Origin of the sequence: Alkalihalobacillus sp. FSL W8-0930 (genome assembly GCA_037965595.1) — a bacterium.
Classification (GTDB): Bacteria; Bacillota; Bacilli; order Bacillales; family Bacillaceae_D; genus Alkalicoccobacillus.
The window spans coordinates 180,703-202,197 of sequence record CP150183.1; the positions used below are offsets into that span (position 1 = coordinate 180,703).

A 21,495-nucleotide genomic window follows, 5' to 3' on the forward strand; every position below is an offset into this window, starting at 1 on the left:
TCAAACAAGCACTGGCATAACAATTGTTACTGCTGTGCGCTTCCTTACAGGAGGGGGTTATCTGTTATGAAGGTCAGTCCATCGGTAAAACCAATTTGCGAAAAATGTAAAGTCATTAAGCGCAAAGGTGTCGTAATGGTTATTTGCGAAAATCCGAAACACAAGCAAAAACAAGGTTAATATATAAGGAGGTGCAGAACGTATGGCACGTGTTGCAGGTATTGATATTCCGCGTGATAAGCGAGTAGTAATCTCACTTACTTACGTTTTCGGAATTGGTAAAGCGAAAGCTTCTCAAGTTCTAGCGCAAGCTGGCGTATCAGAAAATACTCGAGTTCGTGATCTAACGGAAGAAGAGCTTGGTAAAATCCGTGAAGCATTAGAAGCTCATCAGGTTGAAGGGGATCTTCGTCGTGAAGTTTCACTAAACATTAAACGTTTAATTGAAATTGGTTCATATCGAGGCATTCGCCACCGTCGTAGTTTGCCAGTACGTGGGCAAAACTCTAAAAATAACGCTCGTACACGCAAAGGTCCACGTCGGACTGTAGCGAACAAGAAGAAATAAGTAAAGGAGGTCGAGGATAACTATGGCTAAGAAAACGAATACTCGTCCAAAGCGCCGGCAGAAGAAAAATATTGAATCTGGTGTGGCTCATATCCGCTCTACATTCAATAACACAATTGTGACTATCACAGATACACAAGGTAACGCGATTTCATGGGCTAGTTCAGGAGCTCTTGGATTCAAGGGATCTCGTAAATCTACTCCATTCGCTGCTCAAATGGCTGCAGAAGCTGCTGCTAAAACGGCAATGGAACACGGAATGAAAACAATTGAAGTTTCTGTTAAAGGTCCTGGAGCTGGACGTGAAGCAGCAATTCGTTCTTTACAGGCAATTGGACTTGAAGTTAACATGATTAAAGATGTTACTCCAGTTCCACACAACGGCTGCCGTCCACCAAAACGTCGCAGAGTGTAACAGAATCACTCATTTGTATAGATTTCCTGTAAGTGTCAATAATGGATGAGACGATCACAATCCGATTGACCTGAAGGTGAAAGTTTGGATTTGCCTATGGGAGACCATTTAGGCAATCCTTGCGGTCTACCGGAGTTCGACGTTTTGAAGGAGGGTTTGTTTAATGATCGAAATTGAAAAGCCAAATATTGAAACGGTTGAAGTTAGTGAAGACGCAAAATACGGTAAGTTTGTAGTAGAGCCCCTTGAAAGAGGATATGGTACAACACTAGGTAACTCTTTGCGCCGCATTCTACTATCATCTCTTCCGGGAGCAGCAGTTACAGCAGTTCAGATCGATGGTGTGTTGCACGAATTCTCAACGATTGAAGGCGTTGTGGAAGACGTAACAACGATCATTCTGAACCTGAAAAAGCTTGCTCTTAAGATCTACTCTGAAGAAGAGAAGACGTTAGAGATTGATATTCAGGGTGAAGGAGTTGTCACTGCTGGTGATTTAACTCACGATAGTGATGTTGAAGTACTAAACCCAGATCTTCATATTGCTACATTGACAAAAGGTGCAAATCTGCACATGCGTCTATTAGCTAAACGCGGTCGTGGGTACGTATTGGCTGAAGGAAACAAGAATGACGATCAGCCAATTGGTGTTCTTCCAATCGACTCTATTTACACACCTGTTGCTCGTGTAAACTATCAAGTTGAGAATACACGTGTGGGTCAAGTAACTAACTATGATAAACTAACCCTTGATGTCTGGACAGATGGAAGCACTCGTCCCGAGGAAGCAGTTTCTCTTGGTGCTAAAATCTTGAATGAACATCTCAATATTTTTGTAGGATTAACAGATCAAGCGCAAAATGCTGAAATCATGGTTGAAAAAGAAGAAGATCAGAAGGAAAAAGTACTTGAGATGACGATCGAAGAACTTGACCTATCTGTTCGTTCTTATAACTGTTTAAAACGTGCTGGCATTAACACGGTTCAAGAGCTAACACATAAAACAGAAGAAGACATGATGAAGGTACGTAACCTTGGTCGTAAATCATTAGAAGAAGTGCAAGAAAAGTTGGGTGAGCTAGGTTTAGGTCTTCGTAACGAAGAATAAGCCAGCCCCGGCCGTTTCTTTTACGGCTTCTATTATTAATAAGAAACCGATGCAATGGCGATTATATGCTGTTGTTAGGTGATTTTTTCATGTTAAGGACTCTGCTCCAACGAGCAGGCTAAGGGAGGGAAATACACATGGCATACGCAAAACTTGGACGTGATAGTGCTGGTCGTAAAGCATTATTCCGTGATCTTGCTACAGATCTAATTATCAACGAGCGCATCGAAACAACGGAAGCAAAAGCGAAGGAGCTTCGTTCAATCGTTGAGAAAATGATTACACTTGGTAAGCGTGGAGACTTGCATGCTCGTCGTCAGGCAGCTGCATTTGTTCGTCGTGAGGTAGCTGATACAGAAACGAATCAGGATGCAATCCAAAAGTTATTCGCTGATATCGCACCACGCTACGAGGAACGTCAAGGTGGATACACTCGTATTCTTAAAATTGGACCGCGTCGTGGAGACGGTGCACCAATGGTATACATTGAGCTTGTATAACCTGTAACGTTTATATGAGGCGACTAAGGGCAGAAGAGACTGTGAGCATTATTGCTCTGACTCTATTGCCCTTTTTTGTATTCAAAAAAGGGAGCTGAGTGGATGGCTGTTCTCATTGATATCCAAGATCTGCACTATCAATACCCGGGGGCTAGTCATCGCGTACTATCTGGTCTGAATCTAACGATTGAAGAAGGAGAGTTTGTCGCACTTGCTGGGCGAAATGGTTCTGGAAAATCAACGTTGGCACGAATTCTAAACGGGCAACTTCAATCATCAGGTGGGTCTATCCTACTTGGTGGGGAACCACTTACTCCTGCATCAGACAAACAGACCCAACGAAGACGAATTGGGTATGTTTTTCAAAATCCTGATCATCAATTTATCGGGGCAACTGTATGGGATGATCTAGCTTTTGGACTAGAGAATCACTCGGTTCCTCGTGAGAAGATGGTCGAGCAAATGAATCATTACACCAGGTTGTTGAGCTTAGAGGACTTACTGCATAAAGCGCCCCATCAACTCTCAGGTGGCCAGAAGCAACGTGTCGGTCTAGCAGGAATTCTTGTTCTCAAACCAGATGTTATCATTCTAGATGAAGCCACAAGTATGCTTGATCCTAAAGGGCGACATGAAGTCATGGTGGCATTAAAAGAGATATCAAACCAAGGAATCACGATTATAATGATCACTCATGATATGGAAGAGGTCCTGGAAGCGGATCGGTTTATCGTAATGGATCAAGGTCAGATTGTTGTGAACGATATTCCACATTTGGTGTTTGCAGATGAACCATTACTCGAAACGACTGCTCTAAAACGACCGTTTGTAGTTGAACTTCAACAAGAGCTTAGTAAGGCTGGTATTTCTCTTGAACAAGCCTGTCACTCTGAAAAGGAGTTGATTGATCGCCTATGCAGATACAATTTACCGGTGTAGATCATCTATACATGGCTAAAACCCCTTTTCAGCATTTGGCACTGAATCAAGTCAATCTAAAGATTCCTTCAGGTAGCTTTACCGTGATCGTTGGTCCAACCGGTTCAGGAAAATCTACATTGGTGCAGCATGTGAATGGGTTGCTCCATCCAACGGTAGGGGAAGTTCAAGTAGGGGCATACCGATTAACTCCTAAAAAAGATAAACACTCTCTTCGTGCGCTGAGAGAAGCCATCGGTTTTCTATTTCAATATCCGGAGCATCAGTTGTTTGAAGAAACGGTTGAAAAAGAGATCATATTTGGTCCGATGAACTTTGGTGTGTTAAAAGAAGAGGCTAGGAGACGTGCTCAAGAGGTTTTGCCTCAGGTTGGCCTTTCTACTGAATTACTTACCCACTCACCACTAAATCTATCAGGTGGGCAAATGCGCCGTGTTGCCATTGCCTCAATACTAGCACAGCATCCTAAGATCTTAATCTTAGATGAACCAGCAGCGGGGCTTGATCCGGAAGGCAGGCAGCGCATTCTAGATATGCTTTACACGTATCATACGAAGCATAAGCTAACCTCGATACTGGTTACACACCATATGGAAGATGCGCTGCGGTTTGCAGATTATATGGTTGTGATGAATAAGGGATCTGTTTACTTGAGTGGCAAGCCAGATGAAGTTTTCGGGCAAGCCTCTGCAATAGAGTCGATTGGGCTCGAGCTACCAGAGACTATTCGGTTTATGCAGCAATTTAAACGTGCTACAAACCAAGACAATGTTCCTTTTCTAAAAACAAGGAGCGAGGTTGTTGAGCATATAGCTACTTATATGTCTACGAGTAGGGGGCGTTTGGAGTAATGGCTTATTCAATCATTGGTCAATATGTTCCTGCTGAATCCTTTATTCATCGTCTTGATCCGAGATCAAAGATTATTAGTGTCTTCACTTTGGCAATAGTATTATTTTTAGCTGGAACGTTTCCGACCTTGCTGATGATGGCAGGGATTAGTCTAGTCTTAGCTTATCTTACACGTATACCATTCTATTACTACGTAAAAAGTATAAAACCGATTTTCGTTCTTATTACCTTCTTTTTTCTATTTCATTTGGTTTTTACGCGCGAAGGTACAGAGTGGTTTTCGGTAGGAGCGATTGGAATCTACTCAGGTGGAGCGGTTAAAGGGGCATTTGTTGCTTTACGAATTCTGACGTTGTTTATGTTTGCCTCATTTCTAACATTAACAACAAAGGTTACAGATTTGACAGATGGGTTGGAGTGGCTGCTTAAGCCTCTTACTCGGCTAAAGATCCCTGTTCATGAAATGGTTCTGATGATGTCGATTGCCTTGCGTTATATTCCAATTTTAACAGAGGAAACCGAAAAGCTGACAAGAGCACAAGCAGCAAGGGGAGCTGACATTAAATCGGGTCCAATTATATCAAGACTTAAAGCATTAAATCCTCTGCTTCTACCCCTTATCATTCAGTCGTTTAAGCGTGCAGATACGATGGCTCATGCGATGGAAGCACGTGGTTATCAGCTTGGTGGGAAGAGAACATCACTCAGAGAGCTAACGTGGAAACGGCTTGATACGTGGACCCTTGGCTTCACCTTTTGTGCAGCGATTGGGATTATTTTATGGAAGTAAGGAGCAGGACGTATGCAACGAATTGCGTGTAAGATTGAGTATATCGGTACCGCCTTTGCTGGATACCAGGTGCAACCGAACGGACGAACGGTGCAGGAAGAGCTTGAGCGTGCTCTAACGAAGCTTCATCGCGGGACACCAGTCAAGGTAGTCGCATCCGGACGAACGGATGCAGGCGTCCATGCGGTGGGTCAGGTTATTCATTTTGATAGTTCGATGAATATACCAGAAGATCGCTGGCCAAAAGCTCTTAATCCATTGCTTCCAGCAGATCTTCGGATTGCAGAAAGTCAGCATGTCACGCAGTCGTTTCACGCAAGATTTACAACAACAGGTAAACAATACCGTTACAAAGTGGTCACACAGGAAGATGTATTTATGAGAAATCGTGCTACGTATGTACCTGTATCACTTAATCTTGACGCAATGCGCGAGGCAGCCGAGAGTGTTGTCGGCACCTATGACTTTAGCTCGTTTTGTGCTGCAAATACATCTGTTCAGGATAAGGTTCGTACCGTGACAAGGTGTGAGATCATACAAAATGGGCGCGAGCTAGAGTTTATTCTCGAGGGTAATGGTTTTCTGTACAACATGGTTCGAATTGCTGTTGGGACGCTACTTGAGGTTGGGACAGGCAAGAGAAGCCCAGCTGATATGGAAAGAATTATCGCAGCAGAGGATCGAAGTGCGGCAGGGAAAACTGCACCTGCGGACGGCCTTTATTTATGGTCTGTAACCTATGCGGAGCCTTTGTTTCAATAGACTCAAAAATAATGAAACACCCGGCAGAGTTTTTACAAGATGGTATTGACTTTGCCCGCTGAATATTATATGATGTTAAATGGTAATTCTAAAGACCCACTAGCCCCGGGTTACGGAATGGTAAGTAACCAACATACATTCAATGAACAACGAATAAAGAAAAATACGTTCTTAGGAGGGACAATCCATGCGTACAACATATATGGCAAAGCCAGGTCAAGTCGAGCGCAAATGGTATATTATTGATGCAGAAGGACAAACACTTGGTCGTTTGGCTTCTGAAGTAGCATCAATTCTACGTGGTAAAAACAAACCAACTTTCACACCTCACATCGATACAGGTGATTTCGTGATCGTAATCAATGCTTCAAAGATCGAACTTACAGGTAACAAACTAAACGGTAAGATCTACTACCGCCACACAAACCACCCAGGTGGTCTTAAGCAAACAACTGCTAACGACATGCGTAACAACAAGCCAGAGCGTATGATCGAACTAGCTGTTAAAGGAATGCTTCCGAAAAATACTCTTGGCCGTGCTCAAGGTATGAAGCTTCACGTCTATGCAGGTAACGAACACAAACATCAAGCTCAAAAACCAGAAGTTTACACACTTCGCGGTTAATCGATAGGAGGGTATTACATTGGCTCAAGTACAATATTATGGTACAGGTCGCCGCAAGCACTCTACTGCTCGTGTACGCCTTGTTCCCGGTGATGGAAATATCGTAGTAAACGGACGTTCTCTAGATGAGTATTTTGGTCTTGAAACACTAAAGCTTATCGTTAAACAACCACTTAACGAGATCGACGTAGTAGGACAATATGATGTACACGTAAACGTAGACGGCGGTGGATTCACTGGTCAAGCTGGTGCAATTCGTCACGGTATCTCTCGTGCACTTCTTAAAGTTGATCCTGACAACCGTCCAGCTCTTAAATCAGCAGGATTCTTAACTCGTGACGCACGTATGAAAGAGCGTAAAAAATACGGTCTTAAAGCAGCACGTCGCGCACCTCAGTTCTCAAAACGTTAATATACTTGTTATATCAATGTTTACCCTCTTTGCTCTTTGGAGCAGAGAGGGTTTTTTGCTTTTATTTCAACGTACTTTCAACATGGACTTACATACTTTTAACATCATCCCTACATTCCATTTACATATAGTCTCTAAACTTTATAGTGGTTAAAACGATTCACTATAAAAGGAGAGATCACTAAAAGATATGAAATCAACTAAAAAAGGATCCGCGCTCTTTCTACTTTCTGTTTTAACAATGGGATCGTTTGGTCTTGCTGCTGAGGCCAGCGCTCAACTCGCAAAACCTTCAAAACCACAAGGAACATCGGATGAATGGAAAACCGATGCTCCGGAAGAGGAACATGCGTTATCAGCGGTTGATCACGGAGGAAATGCGGCCGATGATCAATTAAAGAATATTGCCGAGACCAACCCTTTTATACATATTCTAGATGGGTTTGATCAGGTATGGTCGATGAACCAGCCAGCCTGGAGAGACGGGACTGCTTTAACGGAACCAGGTGAAAATGGTGAGGTTGTAAGTTACGGGGATGGGCCAACTGTTTATTTTGATGGGTACAAAAATGATGAGACAAAGGTTGTCGCAGATAAGAAAACCTTTGCGAACACTGAAATTAGAGATGAAGCTACGTGGGAAGCGAATATTCGATATGTCGAGCAAGTAACGAATGATCGCACACCAGAAGAAGCGTTGGCAGCATATTATGATGATCAACGAGATAAGATCTACAGCATGATGGACGGTTTTGGTCCGTTAGCTAATATATATGTTGATATTGTTCAACCAAAAACAATCGTGATCCGTTCAGCTGATGAGATGGACAAGCTGTTGGAGGAAGAAACGGCAGAAGATGAATCTCAAGGGATGGGAGCCTGGGAAGGGTCTGAGCTTGAAGATGCAATGGCCTTGATGGACTTAATCCGATTTCAGAGCCCATCCTCATCTAATCCTTCCAAGTATTTTTATTCTTCTCCAAGACCATACAGAATGAATTCTAAAGGTGAGGTCATTGAAACGGTCGACGAGAACGGGTTGCCTGTTTGGACATCAATCGGAAGTGGCGAGAGTGCCGAAGAAGAATTACCTTCTGGTGGTACAAAAGCGACTGGCGAAAGAAATCATGAGCAGTATGAAACGAATGTAAGTGTTATACCGGCACTGGAGTATGTGAAGAGAATAGCCGAGGACGGACGAGGAAAAGATGGAGCCTTTCCTAGTGGACATACGAGTGCAGCCTATCTATCAACATTTGGTTTTGCCTATGCAACACCAGAACGTTATGCGGAATTTTTAACGAGAGCGGCTCAAATGGGAGAGAATCGAATTGTGACTGGAATGCATTCTCCTCTTGATGTCATTGGAGGAAGAATACAATCGACTGCTATGACTGCATATGCCTATAATCTAGATGAAAATCGAGATATTTTAGATAAAGCCTATCAAAATACAGGCGATGTATTCGGTGCATTAGCTGAAGAACAGGATATGAGCTTATATGAATTTGCTCATACCGTTACAGGAGATTATACATTTGAAAATGCATATGATGAAAAGGCATGGGAAGATCATGAAGCCAATAAAGCATTCTACCGTGAGAAGCTAACATACGGGTTACCTCAAACAGGCACAAAAGGATTAGATCCTGTTGTACCTAAAGGGGCAGAAGTTTTGCTTGAAACACGTCAGCCCTATTTAGATGATCAACAACGTAGAGAAGTGTTGTATACAACAGAGATTGATTCTGGCTATCCAGTACTCGATGAATCCTATGGATGGGGACGAATCGATTTGGTGACAGCATCCGATGGTTATGGTGCATTTCTCGGCAACGTGACGGTAGACATGGATGCAGCAAAAGGAAGGTTCCATGCGCAGGATTGGTGGAGAAATAACATCACTGGCGACGGGATGCTCACGAAACAAGGAACCGGAACCCTCACATTAACAGGAGACAACAGCTACGCAGGAGGAACACTGCTGCAAGGAGGAACACTCGAAGCTACATCTGAAACAGCTTTTGGTACGGGCGACCTTTATGTTGAGGATGGTACGGTTTTAGTGAATGGAGAGAAGCCTCTACATGTAACGGGCAACGTAACGATGGAAGCTGGAAACTTAGAAATCGTAATGAACAATGACAAAACGTCACTTACTGTAGATGAAGTGTTATACCTTGATGGTGGAGATCTAAAACTCGACCTATCTAATTATGAAGCAGGCCAGGATACTAAGGTCACATTAATGACTGCAGATAAAGTGGAAGGTACCTTTGATCAAGTGATGGCACCTGGATATAGCGTGACTGTAACGTATGAAGAAGATCGAGTGATTGCTCATCTAGTAGCAGACGATAGTAACAAACTACCGGATACGGCTACGTTCATTCCAACGTTCCTGTTAGTAGGAGTATTGATGACATTAAGCGGTGGAGTTTTACTTTTTACAAGAAGAAGAACAGCTTAATGGTTTAACTTAAAGCATCGGTCTTGTGCCGGTGCTTTTTTCTAATATGATTCTTGTTATAATAATGTGAAAAGAAGTGAGGAGTTGTTCTAAATGGAAGCAAAAGCCATTCTATCTCAGATTAATCACACGACAAAGCTTGGCGAGCTACGAAAGATGGCCAAGGACATAAAAAAAGACCATGAATTAGCGTTGGAGCTGTGGGCATCTGGAGAAATTTCAGCCAGACTGTTAGCTATTTTAATTATGGACAAAAAGCTCCTTTCACAGGACGTGCTTAATCAGCTTGATCTGGATATGCAGACTCATCCAATAGATGAACGAAATCAGTTAGTGGATTGGTTAATGGCGAATCAGCTTTCAAAAGATAAGAAAACGATCGCATTGATGGAATCGTGGGAGCACAGTCCTTCCGCTCTTCAAAGGAGGATCTTCTGGTATTATCAGGCTCGTTTAAGATGGATGGGTAAGACGCCGCCGGATAATACGGAATACCTACTTTCTGCCATTGAAACGAATATGGCAGAGGAAGAGCCGGAAGTGCAATGGGCGATGAATTTCACTGCAGGTTGGATCGGCATCTATGATGAATCGTACCGAGAGCGGTGTATAAGAATTGGCGAACGAACGGGTCTTTATAAAGGTGAAATGGTTTCAAAAGGATGTACGCCTAATTATTTGCCGGAGTTTATATCAATAGAAGTGGACAAACGAATGAATAAATGACGTGCACGAAAAACCTCTTTGCATGTTAGAGCAGGGAGGATTTTTTGAATGTCATAAAAAAACTTTCTAAAGAAATGAACGATTCCTCCAAGCTATTCGTATTACAACTAGACTATGATCGTATGGAGTAGATCTCATGGATGAAAAGGACTTGATCCAAAAGGCGAAAAAGGGAGATTCATTAGCACTTTCAACCTTGTTGCAGCAAAACTATTCGTTTCTTTTAAAGTATTTAATAAAGGTCACCCTTCATCCACAAATGGCCGAGGATTTAACACAGGAAACAATGATGAAGAGTGTGGAGAAGATTCACCTCTATAACGGTGACTCGAAGTTCTCTTCCTGGCTCATCACCATCGCATCAAACCTTTTTATTGATCTCAAACGAAGGAAAAAGCGTGAGAGACAATGGCTTGAGCAGGAGCAGGCGCTCAGGCAGATGAAATGGAATGTAGCGAACCGAAATGACGAGTGGGAGGATGTTCTTGATGTTCTTGCCGAGCTTAGCGTAGAGATCCGTATGCCGATTGTGCTAAAGCATTATTATGGGTATTCCTATGAAGAGATTGGGAAGATGATGGGTATTGCCGAGGGAACGGTAAAATCGAGAGTGTCAAATGGGTTAAAGCGTGTGCGAAAGGAGTTGGATCGTCTTGAAGGAGTATGATGGCCAGAATGAAGAGGCTAAGACAGCAAAGCAAATAAGTGATGGCCTAGAAAAAATAGATCAGTGGCAAACCATTTCCACACCAAATCTTCAGTGGTTTCAGCAACAAGTAGAACTCGAGAAGAAAAAAGTACAGAAGAAGCGATGGAAAGAGCTGCTCGTCTTTATCTTTGTTTCGATTTTTATCCTGTCTATAGGGATGGCCATTGTGTATCGTGAACCGATCGTCTTTCTGTATGTGCAGCTGATTGGATTGATTCTCTTACCGATTGCTCTGTATAAGCCAAGAAGGAAGGTTCGTCACGAATGAATACAAATGAATTAAGTAGCATCCCACCATGGTTAGCCATTCTTATCGCACTCACTCTTATCTGCCAAGGATCCTGGATGTTTTGGGATGCAAGGAAGAGAGGTCACAATGCATGGTTATGGGGATTTTTAGGCCTGATTCAATTTCCGACGTATCTTGTGATTTATCTTATTTTTGTACGGAAGCTATTTAAAAGACATAGGCTGGGAAATAAATAATAGACAGCCAGAAAAAAGCGGATGATTCGATCAATGAATCATTCGCTTTTTGTTTTTTATCAAAACGAGCGGAAGGGGAACCTGAGACTCCTATGGAAAAAGTACGTGGTGAAGACCCTGTAGCGGCGGTTTTCCGCGGAAGGGGCTGAGGCCGTACCCATGGAAAGCGAGGGATTCCCTGGGAGCGGATCGATTACTGTGTTGAATTTTTATTAAATGATATGTGATTTACTTTTTTGTTTCATCCTCTTTTTTGTTGCTTGTGAACGATCCTCCTGACCTATTCGTATTAAAGGTAACAAAACAAGATGGAGGGATGACATGAATGAGCTATTGAATGGAGTACCATGGGGAGCGATTGTACCAATCATCGCCTTACAATTTGTGTTGATGATCATTGCACTCGTGTCATGTAGTAAAGAAGAGAACACAAACGGACCCAAATGGATATGGATTTTAGTTATTATTTTCGTTAACCTGCTCGGTCCTGTCCTTTATTTTGTGATGGGGAGGAGATCAGAGTAATGGAATTAATGAGGATAAGAGATCTGACAAAAAGCTTTGGACGTATGGATGCGGTGAAAGGGATTGATTTTAAGCTTGAAGAAGGCAAATGTGTCTCCCTACTTGGTCCAAACGGGGCAGGGAAAACAACAACGTTAAAAATGTTATCAGGACTGCTCGCACCAACAGCAGGCAGTATTACATTTAAAGGAGAACGGGTCTCTGATGTGAGACCGTTTATTGGCTACTTACCTCAATACCCTACGTTTTTCCCGTGGATGACTGGGAAGGAGTTTCTAGTATTTGCAGGTCAGTTAGCTAAGTTAAACCGAAAAGAAGCAGAAAAGAGAAGTGCTGAGTTACTTGAACGAGTTGGACTCACTCATGCGATGAAACGAAGAATTGGAGGATATTCGGGAGGAATGAAGCAGCGACTTGGCTTAGCGCAGGCACTGATCCATCGTCCAAGCTTACTCATCTTAGATGAACCTGTTTCAGCTCTTGATCCACTCGGAAGGCGTGAGGTGTTAGACATGATGAGAGAGATTAAGAAGGAGACAACCATCCTCTTCTCTACTCATGTTCTTCATGATGCAGAAGAAATTAGCGATCATATTTTAATTATGCATGATGGAGACATTGCGATATCAGGAGAATTACGTGAGGTTATGAATTCGCACCGGCAGCCAATGATCGAGATTGAATTTGAATCTCAAGAATCAGAGTGGCTGACACGTATTGGAGAATATAGCTTTGTGTCTGAGGTGAATAGCCAGGGAAACACAGCGAACATTCTCTTGAACGACCTAATAAAAGGAAAGCAGATCTTACTCAAAGACATTGTGGAGCAAAATCTTCCAGTTCTTAAATTCGAATTAGCTCACACGACACTCGAGGATCTGTTTATGAAAGTGGTGAAGGCATGAGGCAATGGATCGTTCTTTACCAAAAAGAGATGCTTGAGATGGTACGCAATTATAAGATGGTATGGATCCCCATTGTCTTTATCTTACTGGGTGTGATGCAGCCAATCAGCTCCTATTTCATGCCTGAGCTGTTAGATACCTTTGGGGGACTGCCGGAGGGAACGGTTCTTGAGATGCCGACTCCCACTAGTGCAGAAGTATTTATCCAAGTGGTATCAAACTATGGCCTTCTCGGTGTTCTCATTCTGGTCTTAAGTGCGATGGGTGTGGTTTCTGCTGAGAAACAGTCGGGGGTTGCAGCCATTGTTATGATCAAACCCGTTTCCTATACATCTTATATCTTGTCCAAGTGGGCAGGGCTTGTGACGATCACGTTGGTTTCGTTATTCATTGGATCGATTGCTTCTTGGTATTATACAAATCTCCTGATTGAAACCATTCCTTTTAATCAAATGGCACAAAGTGTACTTATCTATAGTTTATGGCTTATCTTTGTTGTGACCATTACACTCTTTTTTAGTACAATCATGAAAGGGAACGGAAGTGTTGCGTTTTTAACCGTTATTGTTGTCTTTGCTCTGTCAGCACTCACTTCGTTTATGGGGGAAAAGATGAGCTGGAGTCCTGCTGCAATGACTGAGCACACAGCGCAGATTTTGATAGGGGCGGAGCTAGGACCCTCTTTCATACCAGCATTTATTATGACGCTACTTGTTATGACACTCATTCTATTCTTATCCATTCAACTCCTTAAGAAGAAAGAGCTATTACAATAAAAGCACTTCGCGATTTAGCTTTTACCCAATGGATGGGTAGGAGCTTTTTTATTTGCAGATTGGCATAAGCCTTTATACATTTTGGAAAAGTAGTAAGGAGTCTAGAAGCCTTACCAAAGCAGCTTTAGAAAAATGTCACTAAAATGACCGTTGCAACGGTCATAAAACAAGGAAGCGTTTTCTTTCGAGTCCATTATGATGAATACAAGGGAGGCGTGACTGTGAGTACAAAAGATAACCGCGAACAAGATCTGATCTTGTTCTTGTCTAAAAGCCAGGGTTACGTAACCTCAGAGGAGCTAGTAAAAGCACTCGATGTTTCTCAAAAAACTGTGTACCGGTTAATTAAGAAAATTAATGATGAATATCGGGATCACCCTTTAATTCTTTCAGAGAGAGGGAGAGGATATACACTCGATTATGAGACATTCATCAGTTATAAGAAAAGCAAGACAAGCGATAAAGGCAGCCAGATTACTCCCAGTGAGCGCCGCAGTCGTGTAATGGAGGAGTTGTTGCTTTCATCTCCTAAACCGATTCCAATCTATGATTTGTTTAGTGATTATTATATTGGAGATTCTGTCATTTCAAATGACGAACAGGTGATGAGTGAGGAGCTTAAAGCTTTTAACGTAACGCTTGAACGAAAAGACCGGAAGCTCGCCGTACTGGGTGAGGAAGCGGATATTCGAAAAGCGATTAAACAGACAAATCCAATCTTCCATACGATTGACCTTGACGATCTGAAGAGTAATGAAGAACTTCACTTTAACAAATACGATGTGCTGTTTATCTTAGGTCAGCTAAGAACGATTGAAAAGGAATTGGATATTACCATCCCTTATCCGTATAACGTAAACATTTTCTCCCATGTGTACATTCTCTTAAGTCGTTCTAGAAAGGCACCTGCACTATTTTTCAGTGATAAGGTTTCTGATATTGAAAAGGAGAATATGAGAGGAGATGCCATTCTTTATCCGGTAGCAAGAGACGTTGTTCATAACATCGAGATTTACTTGAACAGCTCATTGCCAGAGATTGAGATCTACTTTTTGTATCAATATCTTGTTTCCTCAAGGATGCAGGGCTCCCTTGCCATTACCTCAACCTTTTCACCAAATGTGGTAGAGGTTACGCAAGCGTATGTTGATGGAATGAGCGAATACCTTGGAATTGACATTGAAAGCCAATCCATCTTTATCGACTTAGCAAATCACATCAAACCGATGCTGAACCGATTGGATTACAAAATCCGAGTAAAAAACGGTTTGTTAAAGCAAATTAAAGTGACGTATGAAGACGTGTTTAAAGGCGTGACAGATGTCTCAGCATTCGTTAGCAGACGGTTTGGATTACCTGAGATTAACGAAGATGAGAATGCATTTATTACCCTTTACTTTGCAAAAGTGATTGTCACGGGGCAGCATCAACGACCCATTAAAACGCTGATTATGTGTACAACTGGTATCGGAACCTCAGAATTGTTAAAAGCAAAGGTGGCTCGTACGTTTCCAGAGCTCGACATTGTTGGACTTGTGGGCTCTCACGATATGCAATTAGTGAAGGAAACGTATCCCGATGCGGAATTAATTCTGAGTACCATTCGAATCAAAGAGGATGTGCAGATTCACCAGCTACTTGTTAGTGCGATGTTTACGTTTGATGATCAGAAGCGACTTCAAAGTAAGATTGAGGCGATCTATCATGAGTCGTAATCTTACCATTCGCACATATGTCGATTGTACGTTGAATAGTCGTGGCGAGGTATTTAGCTTTATTGCTGATCTTGTAAGTGAGACATCCAATGGTGTCAAACAGGTTATTAAGCAGTTAGAACAAAGAGAAGAGCTCGGTAGCACGATGATTGCTGAACATGTTTTGCTTCCACACATTGAAAGTCCTTACGTGAGGAAGAGTGAAATCATCTTCATCCGCTTAGCCGAGCCGATACAGAATTGGGACGAGACAACAAAAGACATTCAGTTACTGATTGTCATCTCCCTTGCAGAAAATGAAAGCGTTCAATTAAAAAAAGACATCGCTGGGTTCACTCGGACCTTGGCCGATGAGGAGTTTGTTCAACAACTCATAACAATGAGCGAGCAGGACATTCTAAAGACAGTTAATCAAAACTAGGAGGAATTCAATATGAAAATCGTTGGAGTAGCAGCATGCACAGTAGGGATTGCACACACATATATCGCACAGGAGAAATTAGAGAACGCAGGTAAGAAGGCGGGACACGAGATTCACATTGAAACGCAGGGCACCATTGGAACTGAAAATGAATTATCGCAGGAACAAATCGATGCAGCAGATATCGTAATTATTGCAGCAGACGTGAAGATTGCAGGCAAAGAACGCTTTGAAGGAAAACGCATGATTGAAGTGACAACTGAAATTGCGGTGAAGTCACCAAACAAACTTATCGCCAAAGCAGCAGAGGTAATCGGGCAGAAATAACTATTGTGAATGGGAGTGGGAGACATGCAAGTAAAAGATATTGTCGATGTAAATACGATTAAAACAGGCTTAGATGTCAAAACAAAGGATGAAGCCATTCGAGCACTTGCCGAGGTTCTTTTAAAGAATGAGTACATCACGGATGTGGACGAATTCCTAAAGGACATTTACGAGAGAGAAGCACAAGGACAAACAGGAATTGGAAACTACATTGCGATTCCTCACGGGAACAGCGCAACAGTGAAAAAGATCGGTGTGGCGATTGGTATTACAAATGAAGAAATTCCATGGGAAACACTTGATGGCAAAGGGGTAAAAGGAATTATCTTATTCGCTGTTGGCAAAGAGAACGAAGGGGCGCAAACGCATCTTAAGTTACTATCCCTGTTTGCACGAAAATTAGGAAACGATGAAGTGATTGAGGCGATGCTTCAGTCAAGCAATGCAGAAGACGTACAAGCGGCTTTATGCAATTAACATCTAAGTAACGACCTAGGAGGATAGATCATGGGCCTTATAAAACAGTTAAATCTTAAAGGGCATTTATTGACAGCGATTTCTTATTTAATTCCAATCGTCTGTGGAGCGGGTTTCCTTATCGCCATCGGTATGGCATTTGGAGGAACGAGCCAGGGTGAATTAGTTCAGGGACAATTTTCAATTTGGGATGCGCTAGCAACGATGGGTGGGGCCGGACTTGGCCTATTACCAGTTGTGATCGCGACGGGAATTTCCTACTCGATTGCTGGAAAGCCGGGTATCGCTCCTGGATTTATCGTTGGTCTTACGGCTAACGCAATCGGTGCTGGATTTATCGGAGGGATTTTAGGCGGGTATATCGCCGGGTTCTTAGCACTCGCTGTGTTAAAACGAGTGATTGTTCCGAAATGGGCAAAAGGCTTAATGCCAACTTTAATTGTTCCGTTCATTACATCCATCCTTGGTGGATTAATTATGGTATACATCATTGGTGTACCAATCACAGCTCTTACTAATTTATTGACTGGTGCATTAAATGGTCTTGGTTCCTCATCCTTACTAGTATTTGGTGGGATTGTCGGGATTTTAAGTGGAGTGGACTTTGGTGGTCCAATTAACAAAACCGTCTTTGCCTTTGTTCTGACGATGCAGGCGGAAGGAATTAACGGTCCAATCACAGCCTTACAGCTTGTAAATACGGCGACACCAATTGGATTTGGACTCGCATACTTTTTAGCTAAAGTGTTTGGTAAAAACATTTACACACCAATGGAAAGAGAAACGTTAAAGTCTGCGGTTCCAATGGGTGTTGTGAATATCGTTGAAGGGGTTATCCCAATCGTTATGAATGACATCGTTCGTTGTGTTATCGCTGTTGCCATTGGTGGTGCAGCGGGTGGAGCCACTTCCATGGTTCTTGGAGCCGATGCGACCGTACCATTTGGAGGCGTATTGATGCTACCAACCATGTCTCAGCCTTGGACAGGTGCTGTAGCCATTTTAGTGAACGTGGTTGTAACAGGTGTTGCGCTAGCACTTATTAAGAAAAATGTCTCTCAAGAAGAGATGGATACACCTAAAGAAGTGGAAGAAGACGATATTGATTTAGACGACATCAAGATTACCTGATACGAATTTTTAGGAGGCTACACCAGATGAAAAAAGTTGAATTCTCACCATCACTGATGACCATGGATTTAGATAAATTTAAAGAGCAAATTACGTTCTTGAATGATCACGTGGATTCTTATCATATTGATATTATGGACGGACATTATGTACCAAATATCACGTTATCCCCTTGGTTTATTGAAGAAGTACGAAAAATAAGCAGCCTGCCGATGTCCGCACACCTTATGGTAACGGACCCGAGCTTCTGGGTGAACCAGCTAGTTGATCTAAAATGTGAGTGGATCTGCATGCACGCAGAAGTACTAGATGGTCTTGCATTCCGCTTGATTGACCAGATCCATGATGCAGGTCTAAAGGCAGGAATTGTGTTGAATCCAGAAACACCAATTGAAACCATTTTTCCTTACATTGAGCTCGTTGATAAAATCACAATCATGACTGTAGATCCTGGATTTGCTGGCCAACGTTTTATTGAAAGTACACTTGATAAGATTGTGGCATTACGTGAATTACGTGAAGAAAAAGGCTATCAGTACGTAATTGAGATGGATGGCTCCTCAAACCGCAAGTCATTTAAGAAAATTGATGCAGCAGGACCTGACATTTATATTGTTGGACGAAGTGGATTATTCGGATTAGATGACTCCATTGAGAAGTCATGGAAGATCATGAAGACGGATTATGAAGAAACAACAGGGAAAGCGTTAGTGTAAGGCAAAGTGGTATAGCCGCTTCGGGAGAATCCCTCCCTTTCCACGGGTACGGCCTCAGCCCCTTCCGCGGGAAAAGCGCCGCTACAGTGTCTTCACCACGCACTGTTTCCGTAGGAGTGTCGGGTTCTCCCTTCGCTAGTTTGATAAACAAAATAAAAAACAGATGATTCAGCAATTGAATCATCTGTTTTTTTGACTTTATCAATAAAGATTTATCAATAATCATAATATATTTATTGATAATCGATAAATAAGGTGATACATTCTTAACAGGTATAAATTGAACGAGGTGAATTCGTTATGAAACGAGAGACTTTATTTTTAAAGGTAGCAATCTTTGTGATTGGAAGTCCGATCCTTGCGCTTTGTCTGTTTTGGGTGCCAGGCATTATTGGTGAGAATTCCATTATTCATCATGATCTGAGTTTGTGGAGAGTCCCTATGATGATTGGGCTGTACGTGACAGCGATCGCATTTTTTATCGCATTGTATCAGGCTTTTATTCTTTTACGCTTAATTGATCGGGAAGAAGCCTTTTCAGAGGAATCAGTCGGTGCCCTGCGGGTCATTATGATTTGTGCCATAACCATCAGTGTGTTTTACCTCTTGGTTTCACCCCTGTTATATGCAATGGCGCAGCTTGAGGATGCACCTGGGTTACTTGCGATTGGACTGGTCATTTTATTTGCTTCCACTGTCATCGCAGGTTTTGCCGCTGTACTTAAAAAGCTTCTGAATCAGGCAATTGAGATCAAATCAGAAAATGACTTAACGGTTTGAGGTGAACAACATGGCAATTATTATTCATATTGATGTGATGCTCGCTAAGCGGAAGATGAGTGTAACAGAGCTTACAGAAAAGGTTGGTATCACAATGGCTAATCTTTCTGTCCTGAAGAACGGCAAAGCAAAAGCAATTAGGTTCTCAACACTTGAAGCGATTTGTGAGGCACTTGATTGTCAGCCCGGAGACATTCTTGAATACAAAAGCGACAAATAATCCAGTGAAGGAGAGAACAAGATGAACGCAACCTTTCAAAAAGTCGAGAGCCAGATGCTGCAAGGCACACTTCAGCTGACTCGTTTTGGGTTTGAACAAGCGATGTCCTGTTTGTTTCCCGTTGTAATCTTTACTTCTCTTGCTTTAACACAAGTCATTCCACTTCCACTCTTGCCTCGCTATGACTGGCTGCTTCTAATTTGTTTAGGTATGCAATGGTGGATGGTGCGAAGTGGGCTTGAAACAAAGGATGAGCTGAAGGTTATTACAATGTTCCATTTGATTGGGCTAGCTTTAGAAGTATTTAAGGTACATATGGGCTCCTGGACTTATCCAGAGGAAGGGTTCTTTAAAGTATTGGGTGTTCCTCTTTACAGTGGCTTTATGTATGCAAGTGTCGCGAGTTACCTTTGTCAGGCGTGGAGAAGGCACGATATACAATTAATCAACTGGCCGACGTTTTGGCTGGTTGTCCCTCTTGCTGCAGGCATTTACTTTAACTTTTTTACACACCATTATTGGCTTGATCTACGTTGGTGGCTATCGGGATGTGTCGTGATTTTGTTTTGGAAATCCTGGGTCGCTTACAGAGTAGGGGATTCTGTCTACAAGATGCCGATCTCTCTATCCTTTGTCTTAATTGGTTTCTTCATCTGGGTAGCAGAGAATATAGCGACCTTTTTTGGCGCATGGCAATATCCAAACCAAACAACTATGTGGAGTTTAGTACATCTTGGTAAAATCAGTTCGTGGCTATTGTTAGTCATCGTCAGCTTCTTAATCGTAGCGACCTTAAAGCTCGTTAAACAAAAGCAACCAGAATAAAACTGGAATGATTTCCTCTGCATGTGACAAACCAACCCATCAAATACTAAATGTACGAGAGGGGTTGTACACAGTGGAGGTTATCACAACTTTGGCAGAGAAACGGCGAGAAAAGCGCTGGAATTTTGAACGGAAGCTCCTTCAAGAGATCTCATTGAAGGAAATAGAAAAGCAATTTCACGAAACATTTGCGAGCCTCATCCCAACTCAGCATGCGAAGCGACCTTTTTTAATTGACCCGAGTCTTGATATTGGCATTGATGCTTACTTACTCGGTGCAAACTATAGTCGATTCCTTCAATACGGTGAAAGTGAGCAACAAGCAAAGTCTCGTGCGGAGGATGAATTAACGGATCTTTCCTTTGACATGTTTAACCTATTAACATGCTGGGTGCACCAGGGTGAACGGTATGGTGATGCATTAGGGATTGCAAGTGACGTCTATGTTGATACGTTATGGCAGCGGGGTTTTCATGCGGGGATGAAACGCTATCGGTTAAAATTACATTAAATCCTTTGAAGTCATGCTCATAATTTGATTCTTGTCCCAATATACTTTAACGGAACGGGACAAGGAGGATGAGGCATGCAGGTTAAGTGGATGAAAGTGATTATTGGATCGTTGCTAGCAGCGGCCCTCTTTTATATCATACAGGACCAGCTTCAAAGTGATCGTTCCATCGGATGGCATATGCCGTTGTCACAAAGAGTTATTGTAATTGATGCAGGTCATGGTGGCATGGACGGGGGAGCAGTAGCTGATTCAGGGTTACTTGAGAAAGAGGCAACCCTTGAGATTGCCAAAAAAGTACGTGACTATCTGCAGGAAGCCGGGGCCATTGTTCTCTTAACAAGAGAAGAGGACACGGACTTAGCGGACGAAGCAACGAAAAAAATCCGTACACGGAAAACAGAGGACTTAAAACGTAGAGTGGAAATCGTAAATGAATCAGATGCGGACTTATTTATCAGCATTCATATGAACGCGATTCCTTCTCCTAAATGGAGAGGCGCGCAGACGTTTTACCATTTATCTAATCCTCAAAACCAAGTTGTTGCGAAGCTCATTCAGGATGAAATGGTGCGAAATCTCGAAAATACAAATCGTATCGCCAAGCCGATTCAGCATGTGTACTTGTTGAAGGAAGCAGAAATTCCGGGTGCATTGGTTGAAGCCGGATTCCTATCTAATCCGGAGGAAGCCGAACTTCTAAACACAGAGGAATATCAGGAAAGTGTGGCAGCATCCATCTACCAAGGAATATTGCGTTACTATTCTGGTGAGGAAGCCCCGAAATAGAGAGCCAAATTGGTT

The 21,495-nt window shown here is 42.5% G+C and carries 29 protein-coding genes; all 29 read left to right on the forward strand.

From position 1 onward, the window contains the following. Positions 1 to 66 precede the first annotated feature (66 nt). The 29 genes from rpmJ to cwlD all read left to right on the forward strand — a co-directional run bounded on the left by rpmJ (position 67) and on the right by cwlD (position 21,480). The gene (gene rpmJ / locus NSQ54_00950) at positions 67 to 180 is read left to right on the forward strand and encodes a 50S ribosomal protein L36 (protein WYP26721.1); all 114 of its coding nucleotides are present in this window, start codon (positions 67 to 69) and stop codon (positions 178 to 180) included. A gap of 22 nt (positions 181 to 202) precedes the next feature. Then, complete coding sequence (gene rpsM / locus NSQ54_00955; protein WYP26722.1) at positions 203 to 568, forward strand: 30S ribosomal protein S13; 366 nt, start codon at positions 203 to 205, stop codon at positions 566 to 568. A 22-nt stretch (positions 569 to 590) separates the two neighbouring features. After that, the gene (gene rpsK / locus NSQ54_00960) at positions 591 to 983 is read left to right on the forward strand and encodes a 30S ribosomal protein S11 (protein ID WYP26723.1); all 393 of its coding nucleotides are present in this window, start codon (positions 591 to 593) and stop codon (positions 981 to 983) included. Between the two features lie 163 nt (positions 984 to 1,146). Further along, complete coding sequence (locus tag NSQ54_00965) at positions 1,147 to 2,091, forward strand: DNA-directed RNA polymerase subunit alpha (GenBank protein WYP26724.1); 945 nt, start codon at positions 1,147 to 1,149, stop codon at positions 2,089 to 2,091. A gap of 137 nt (positions 2,092 to 2,228) precedes the next feature. Beyond that, positions 2,229 to 2,591: a 50S ribosomal protein L17 gene (gene rplQ / locus NSQ54_00970; protein ID WYP26725.1), complete on the forward strand. Its 363-nt coding sequence runs from the start codon at positions 2,229 to 2,231 to the stop codon at positions 2,589 to 2,591. Between the two features lie 102 nt (positions 2,592 to 2,693). Then, positions 2,694 to 3,530, forward strand: a complete 837-nt coding sequence (locus NSQ54_00975) for an energy-coupling factor transporter ATPase (protein WYP26726.1) — start codon at positions 2,694 to 2,696, stop codon at positions 3,528 to 3,530. Beyond that, positions 3,506 to 4,381: an energy-coupling factor transporter ATPase gene (locus NSQ54_00980; protein ID WYP26727.1), complete on the forward strand. Its 876-nt coding sequence runs from the start codon at positions 3,506 to 3,508 to the stop codon at positions 4,379 to 4,381. The genes NSQ54_00975 and NSQ54_00980 overlap by 25 nt, the downstream gene beginning before the upstream one ends. Then, a complete protein-coding gene (locus tag NSQ54_00985) occupies positions 4,381 to 5,172 on the forward strand; it encodes an energy-coupling factor transporter transmembrane component T (GenBank protein WYP26728.1) in 792 nt (263 codons plus the stop codon). Before NSQ54_00980 ends, NSQ54_00985 begins: the two co-directional genes overlap by 1 nt. A gap of 12 nt (positions 5,173 to 5,184) precedes the next feature. Then, positions 5,185 to 5,934: a tRNA pseudouridine(38-40) synthase TruA gene (gene truA / locus NSQ54_00990; GenBank protein ID WYP26729.1), complete on the forward strand. Its 750-nt coding sequence runs from the start codon at positions 5,185 to 5,187 to the stop codon at positions 5,932 to 5,934. A gap of 187 nt (positions 5,935 to 6,121) precedes the next feature. Continuing rightward, entirely contained in the window at positions 6,122 to 6,559 is a 438-nt protein-coding gene (rplM, locus tag NSQ54_00995) for a 50S ribosomal protein L13 (GenBank protein ID WYP26730.1), read from the forward strand. A gap of 19 nt (positions 6,560 to 6,578) precedes the next feature. Then, on the forward strand, positions 6,579 to 6,971 hold the full coding sequence (gene rpsI, locus NSQ54_01000) for a 30S ribosomal protein S9 (GenBank protein WYP26731.1): 393 nt from the start codon (positions 6,579 to 6,581) through the stop codon (positions 6,969 to 6,971). Between the two features lie 190 nt (positions 6,972 to 7,161). Then, positions 7,162 to 9,441 (forward strand): phosphatase PAP2 family protein, encoded by a 2,280-nt coding sequence (locus tag NSQ54_01005; GenBank protein ID WYP26732.1) that lies wholly within the window; start codon positions 7,162 to 7,164, stop codon positions 9,439 to 9,441. 93 nt (positions 9,442 to 9,534) lie between these two features. Then, entirely contained in the window at positions 9,535 to 10,167 is a 633-nt protein-coding gene (locus NSQ54_01010; GenBank protein WYP26733.1) for a DNA alkylation repair protein, read from the forward strand. A 136-nt stretch (positions 10,168 to 10,303) separates the two neighbouring features. Next, complete coding sequence (gene sigY, locus NSQ54_01015; GenBank protein ID WYP26734.1) at positions 10,304 to 10,834, forward strand: RNA polymerase sigma factor SigY; 531 nt, start codon at positions 10,304 to 10,306, stop codon at positions 10,832 to 10,834. Then, on the forward strand, positions 10,821 to 11,144 hold the full coding sequence (locus tag NSQ54_01020) for a YxlC family protein (GenBank protein ID WYP26735.1): 324 nt from the start codon (positions 10,821 to 10,823) through the stop codon (positions 11,142 to 11,144). The genes sigY and NSQ54_01020 overlap by 14 nt, the downstream gene beginning before the upstream one ends. 539 nt (positions 11,145 to 11,683) lie before the next feature. Beyond that, complete coding sequence (locus NSQ54_01025; GenBank protein ID WYP26736.1) at positions 11,684 to 11,887, forward strand: PLD nuclease N-terminal domain-containing protein; 204 nt, start codon at positions 11,684 to 11,686, stop codon at positions 11,885 to 11,887. Then, positions 11,887 to 12,792 carry an ABC transporter ATP-binding protein gene (locus NSQ54_01030; protein ID WYP26737.1) on the forward strand — a complete coding sequence of 302 codons (906 nt, stop codon included), beginning with the start codon at positions 11,887 to 11,889 and terminating at the stop codon, positions 12,790 to 12,792. Before NSQ54_01025 ends, NSQ54_01030 begins: the two co-directional genes overlap by 1 nt. Next, positions 12,789 to 13,568, forward strand: coding sequence for an ABC transporter permease subunit (locus tag NSQ54_01035; GenBank protein WYP26738.1), 780 nt, complete (start codon positions 12,789 to 12,791; stop codon positions 13,566 to 13,568). Before NSQ54_01030 ends, NSQ54_01035 begins: the two co-directional genes overlap by 4 nt. 221 nt (positions 13,569 to 13,789) lie before the next feature. Next, positions 13,790 to 15,283, forward strand: a complete 1,494-nt coding sequence (locus NSQ54_01040) for a PRD domain-containing protein (GenBank protein WYP26739.1) — start codon at positions 13,790 to 13,792, stop codon at positions 15,281 to 15,283. Continuing rightward, positions 15,273 to 15,704 (forward strand): PTS sugar transporter subunit IIA, encoded by a 432-nt coding sequence (locus NSQ54_01045; GenBank protein ID WYP26740.1) that lies wholly within the window; start codon positions 15,273 to 15,275, stop codon positions 15,702 to 15,704. The genes NSQ54_01040 and NSQ54_01045 overlap by 11 nt, the downstream gene beginning before the upstream one ends. A 12-nt stretch (positions 15,705 to 15,716) precedes the next feature. Further along, on the forward strand, positions 15,717 to 16,031 hold the full coding sequence (locus NSQ54_01050; protein ID WYP26741.1) for a fructose PTS transporter subunit IIB: 315 nt from the start codon (positions 15,717 to 15,719) through the stop codon (positions 16,029 to 16,031). Positions 16,032 to 16,055: 24 nt separating this feature from the next. Beyond that, positions 16,056 to 16,508 (forward strand): fructose PTS transporter subunit IIA, encoded by a 453-nt coding sequence (locus tag NSQ54_01055; GenBank protein ID WYP26742.1) that lies wholly within the window; start codon positions 16,056 to 16,058, stop codon positions 16,506 to 16,508. A 30-nt stretch (positions 16,509 to 16,538) separates the two neighbouring features. Beyond that, complete coding sequence (locus NSQ54_01060; protein ID WYP26743.1) at positions 16,539 to 17,639, forward strand: PTS fructose transporter subunit IIC; 1,101 nt, start codon at positions 16,539 to 16,541, stop codon at positions 17,637 to 17,639. A gap of 26 nt (positions 17,640 to 17,665) precedes the next feature. Beyond that, positions 17,666 to 18,355, forward strand: a complete 690-nt coding sequence (gene alsE / locus NSQ54_01065; protein WYP26744.1) for a D-allulose 6-phosphate 3-epimerase — start codon at positions 17,666 to 17,668, stop codon at positions 18,353 to 18,355. A 300-nt stretch (positions 18,356 to 18,655) separates the two neighbouring features. Beyond that, positions 18,656 to 19,135: a DUF2975 domain-containing protein gene (locus NSQ54_01070; GenBank protein WYP26745.1), complete on the forward strand. Its 480-nt coding sequence runs from the start codon at positions 18,656 to 18,658 to the stop codon at positions 19,133 to 19,135. 10 nt (positions 19,136 to 19,145) lie between these two features. Next, entirely contained in the window at positions 19,146 to 19,355 is a 210-nt protein-coding gene (locus tag NSQ54_01075; protein ID WYP26746.1) for a helix-turn-helix transcriptional regulator, read from the forward strand. 21 nt (positions 19,356 to 19,376) lie between these two features. Further along, positions 19,377 to 20,180 carry a DUF817 domain-containing protein gene (locus NSQ54_01080; GenBank protein WYP26747.1) on the forward strand — a complete coding sequence of 268 codons (804 nt, stop codon included), beginning with the start codon at positions 19,377 to 19,379 and terminating at the stop codon, positions 20,178 to 20,180. Positions 20,181 to 20,271: 91 nt separating this feature from the next. Continuing rightward, the gene (locus NSQ54_01085; GenBank protein WYP26748.1) at positions 20,272 to 20,691 is read left to right on the forward strand and encodes a DUF2521 family protein; all 420 of its coding nucleotides are present in this window, start codon (positions 20,272 to 20,274) and stop codon (positions 20,689 to 20,691) included. A gap of 75 nt (positions 20,692 to 20,766) precedes the next feature. After that, positions 20,767 to 21,480 carry an N-acetylmuramoyl-L-alanine amidase CwlD gene (gene cwlD / locus NSQ54_01090; GenBank protein WYP26749.1) on the forward strand — a complete coding sequence of 238 codons (714 nt, stop codon included), beginning with the start codon at positions 20,767 to 20,769 and terminating at the stop codon, positions 21,478 to 21,480. Positions 21,481 to 21,495 lie beyond the last annotated feature (15 nt).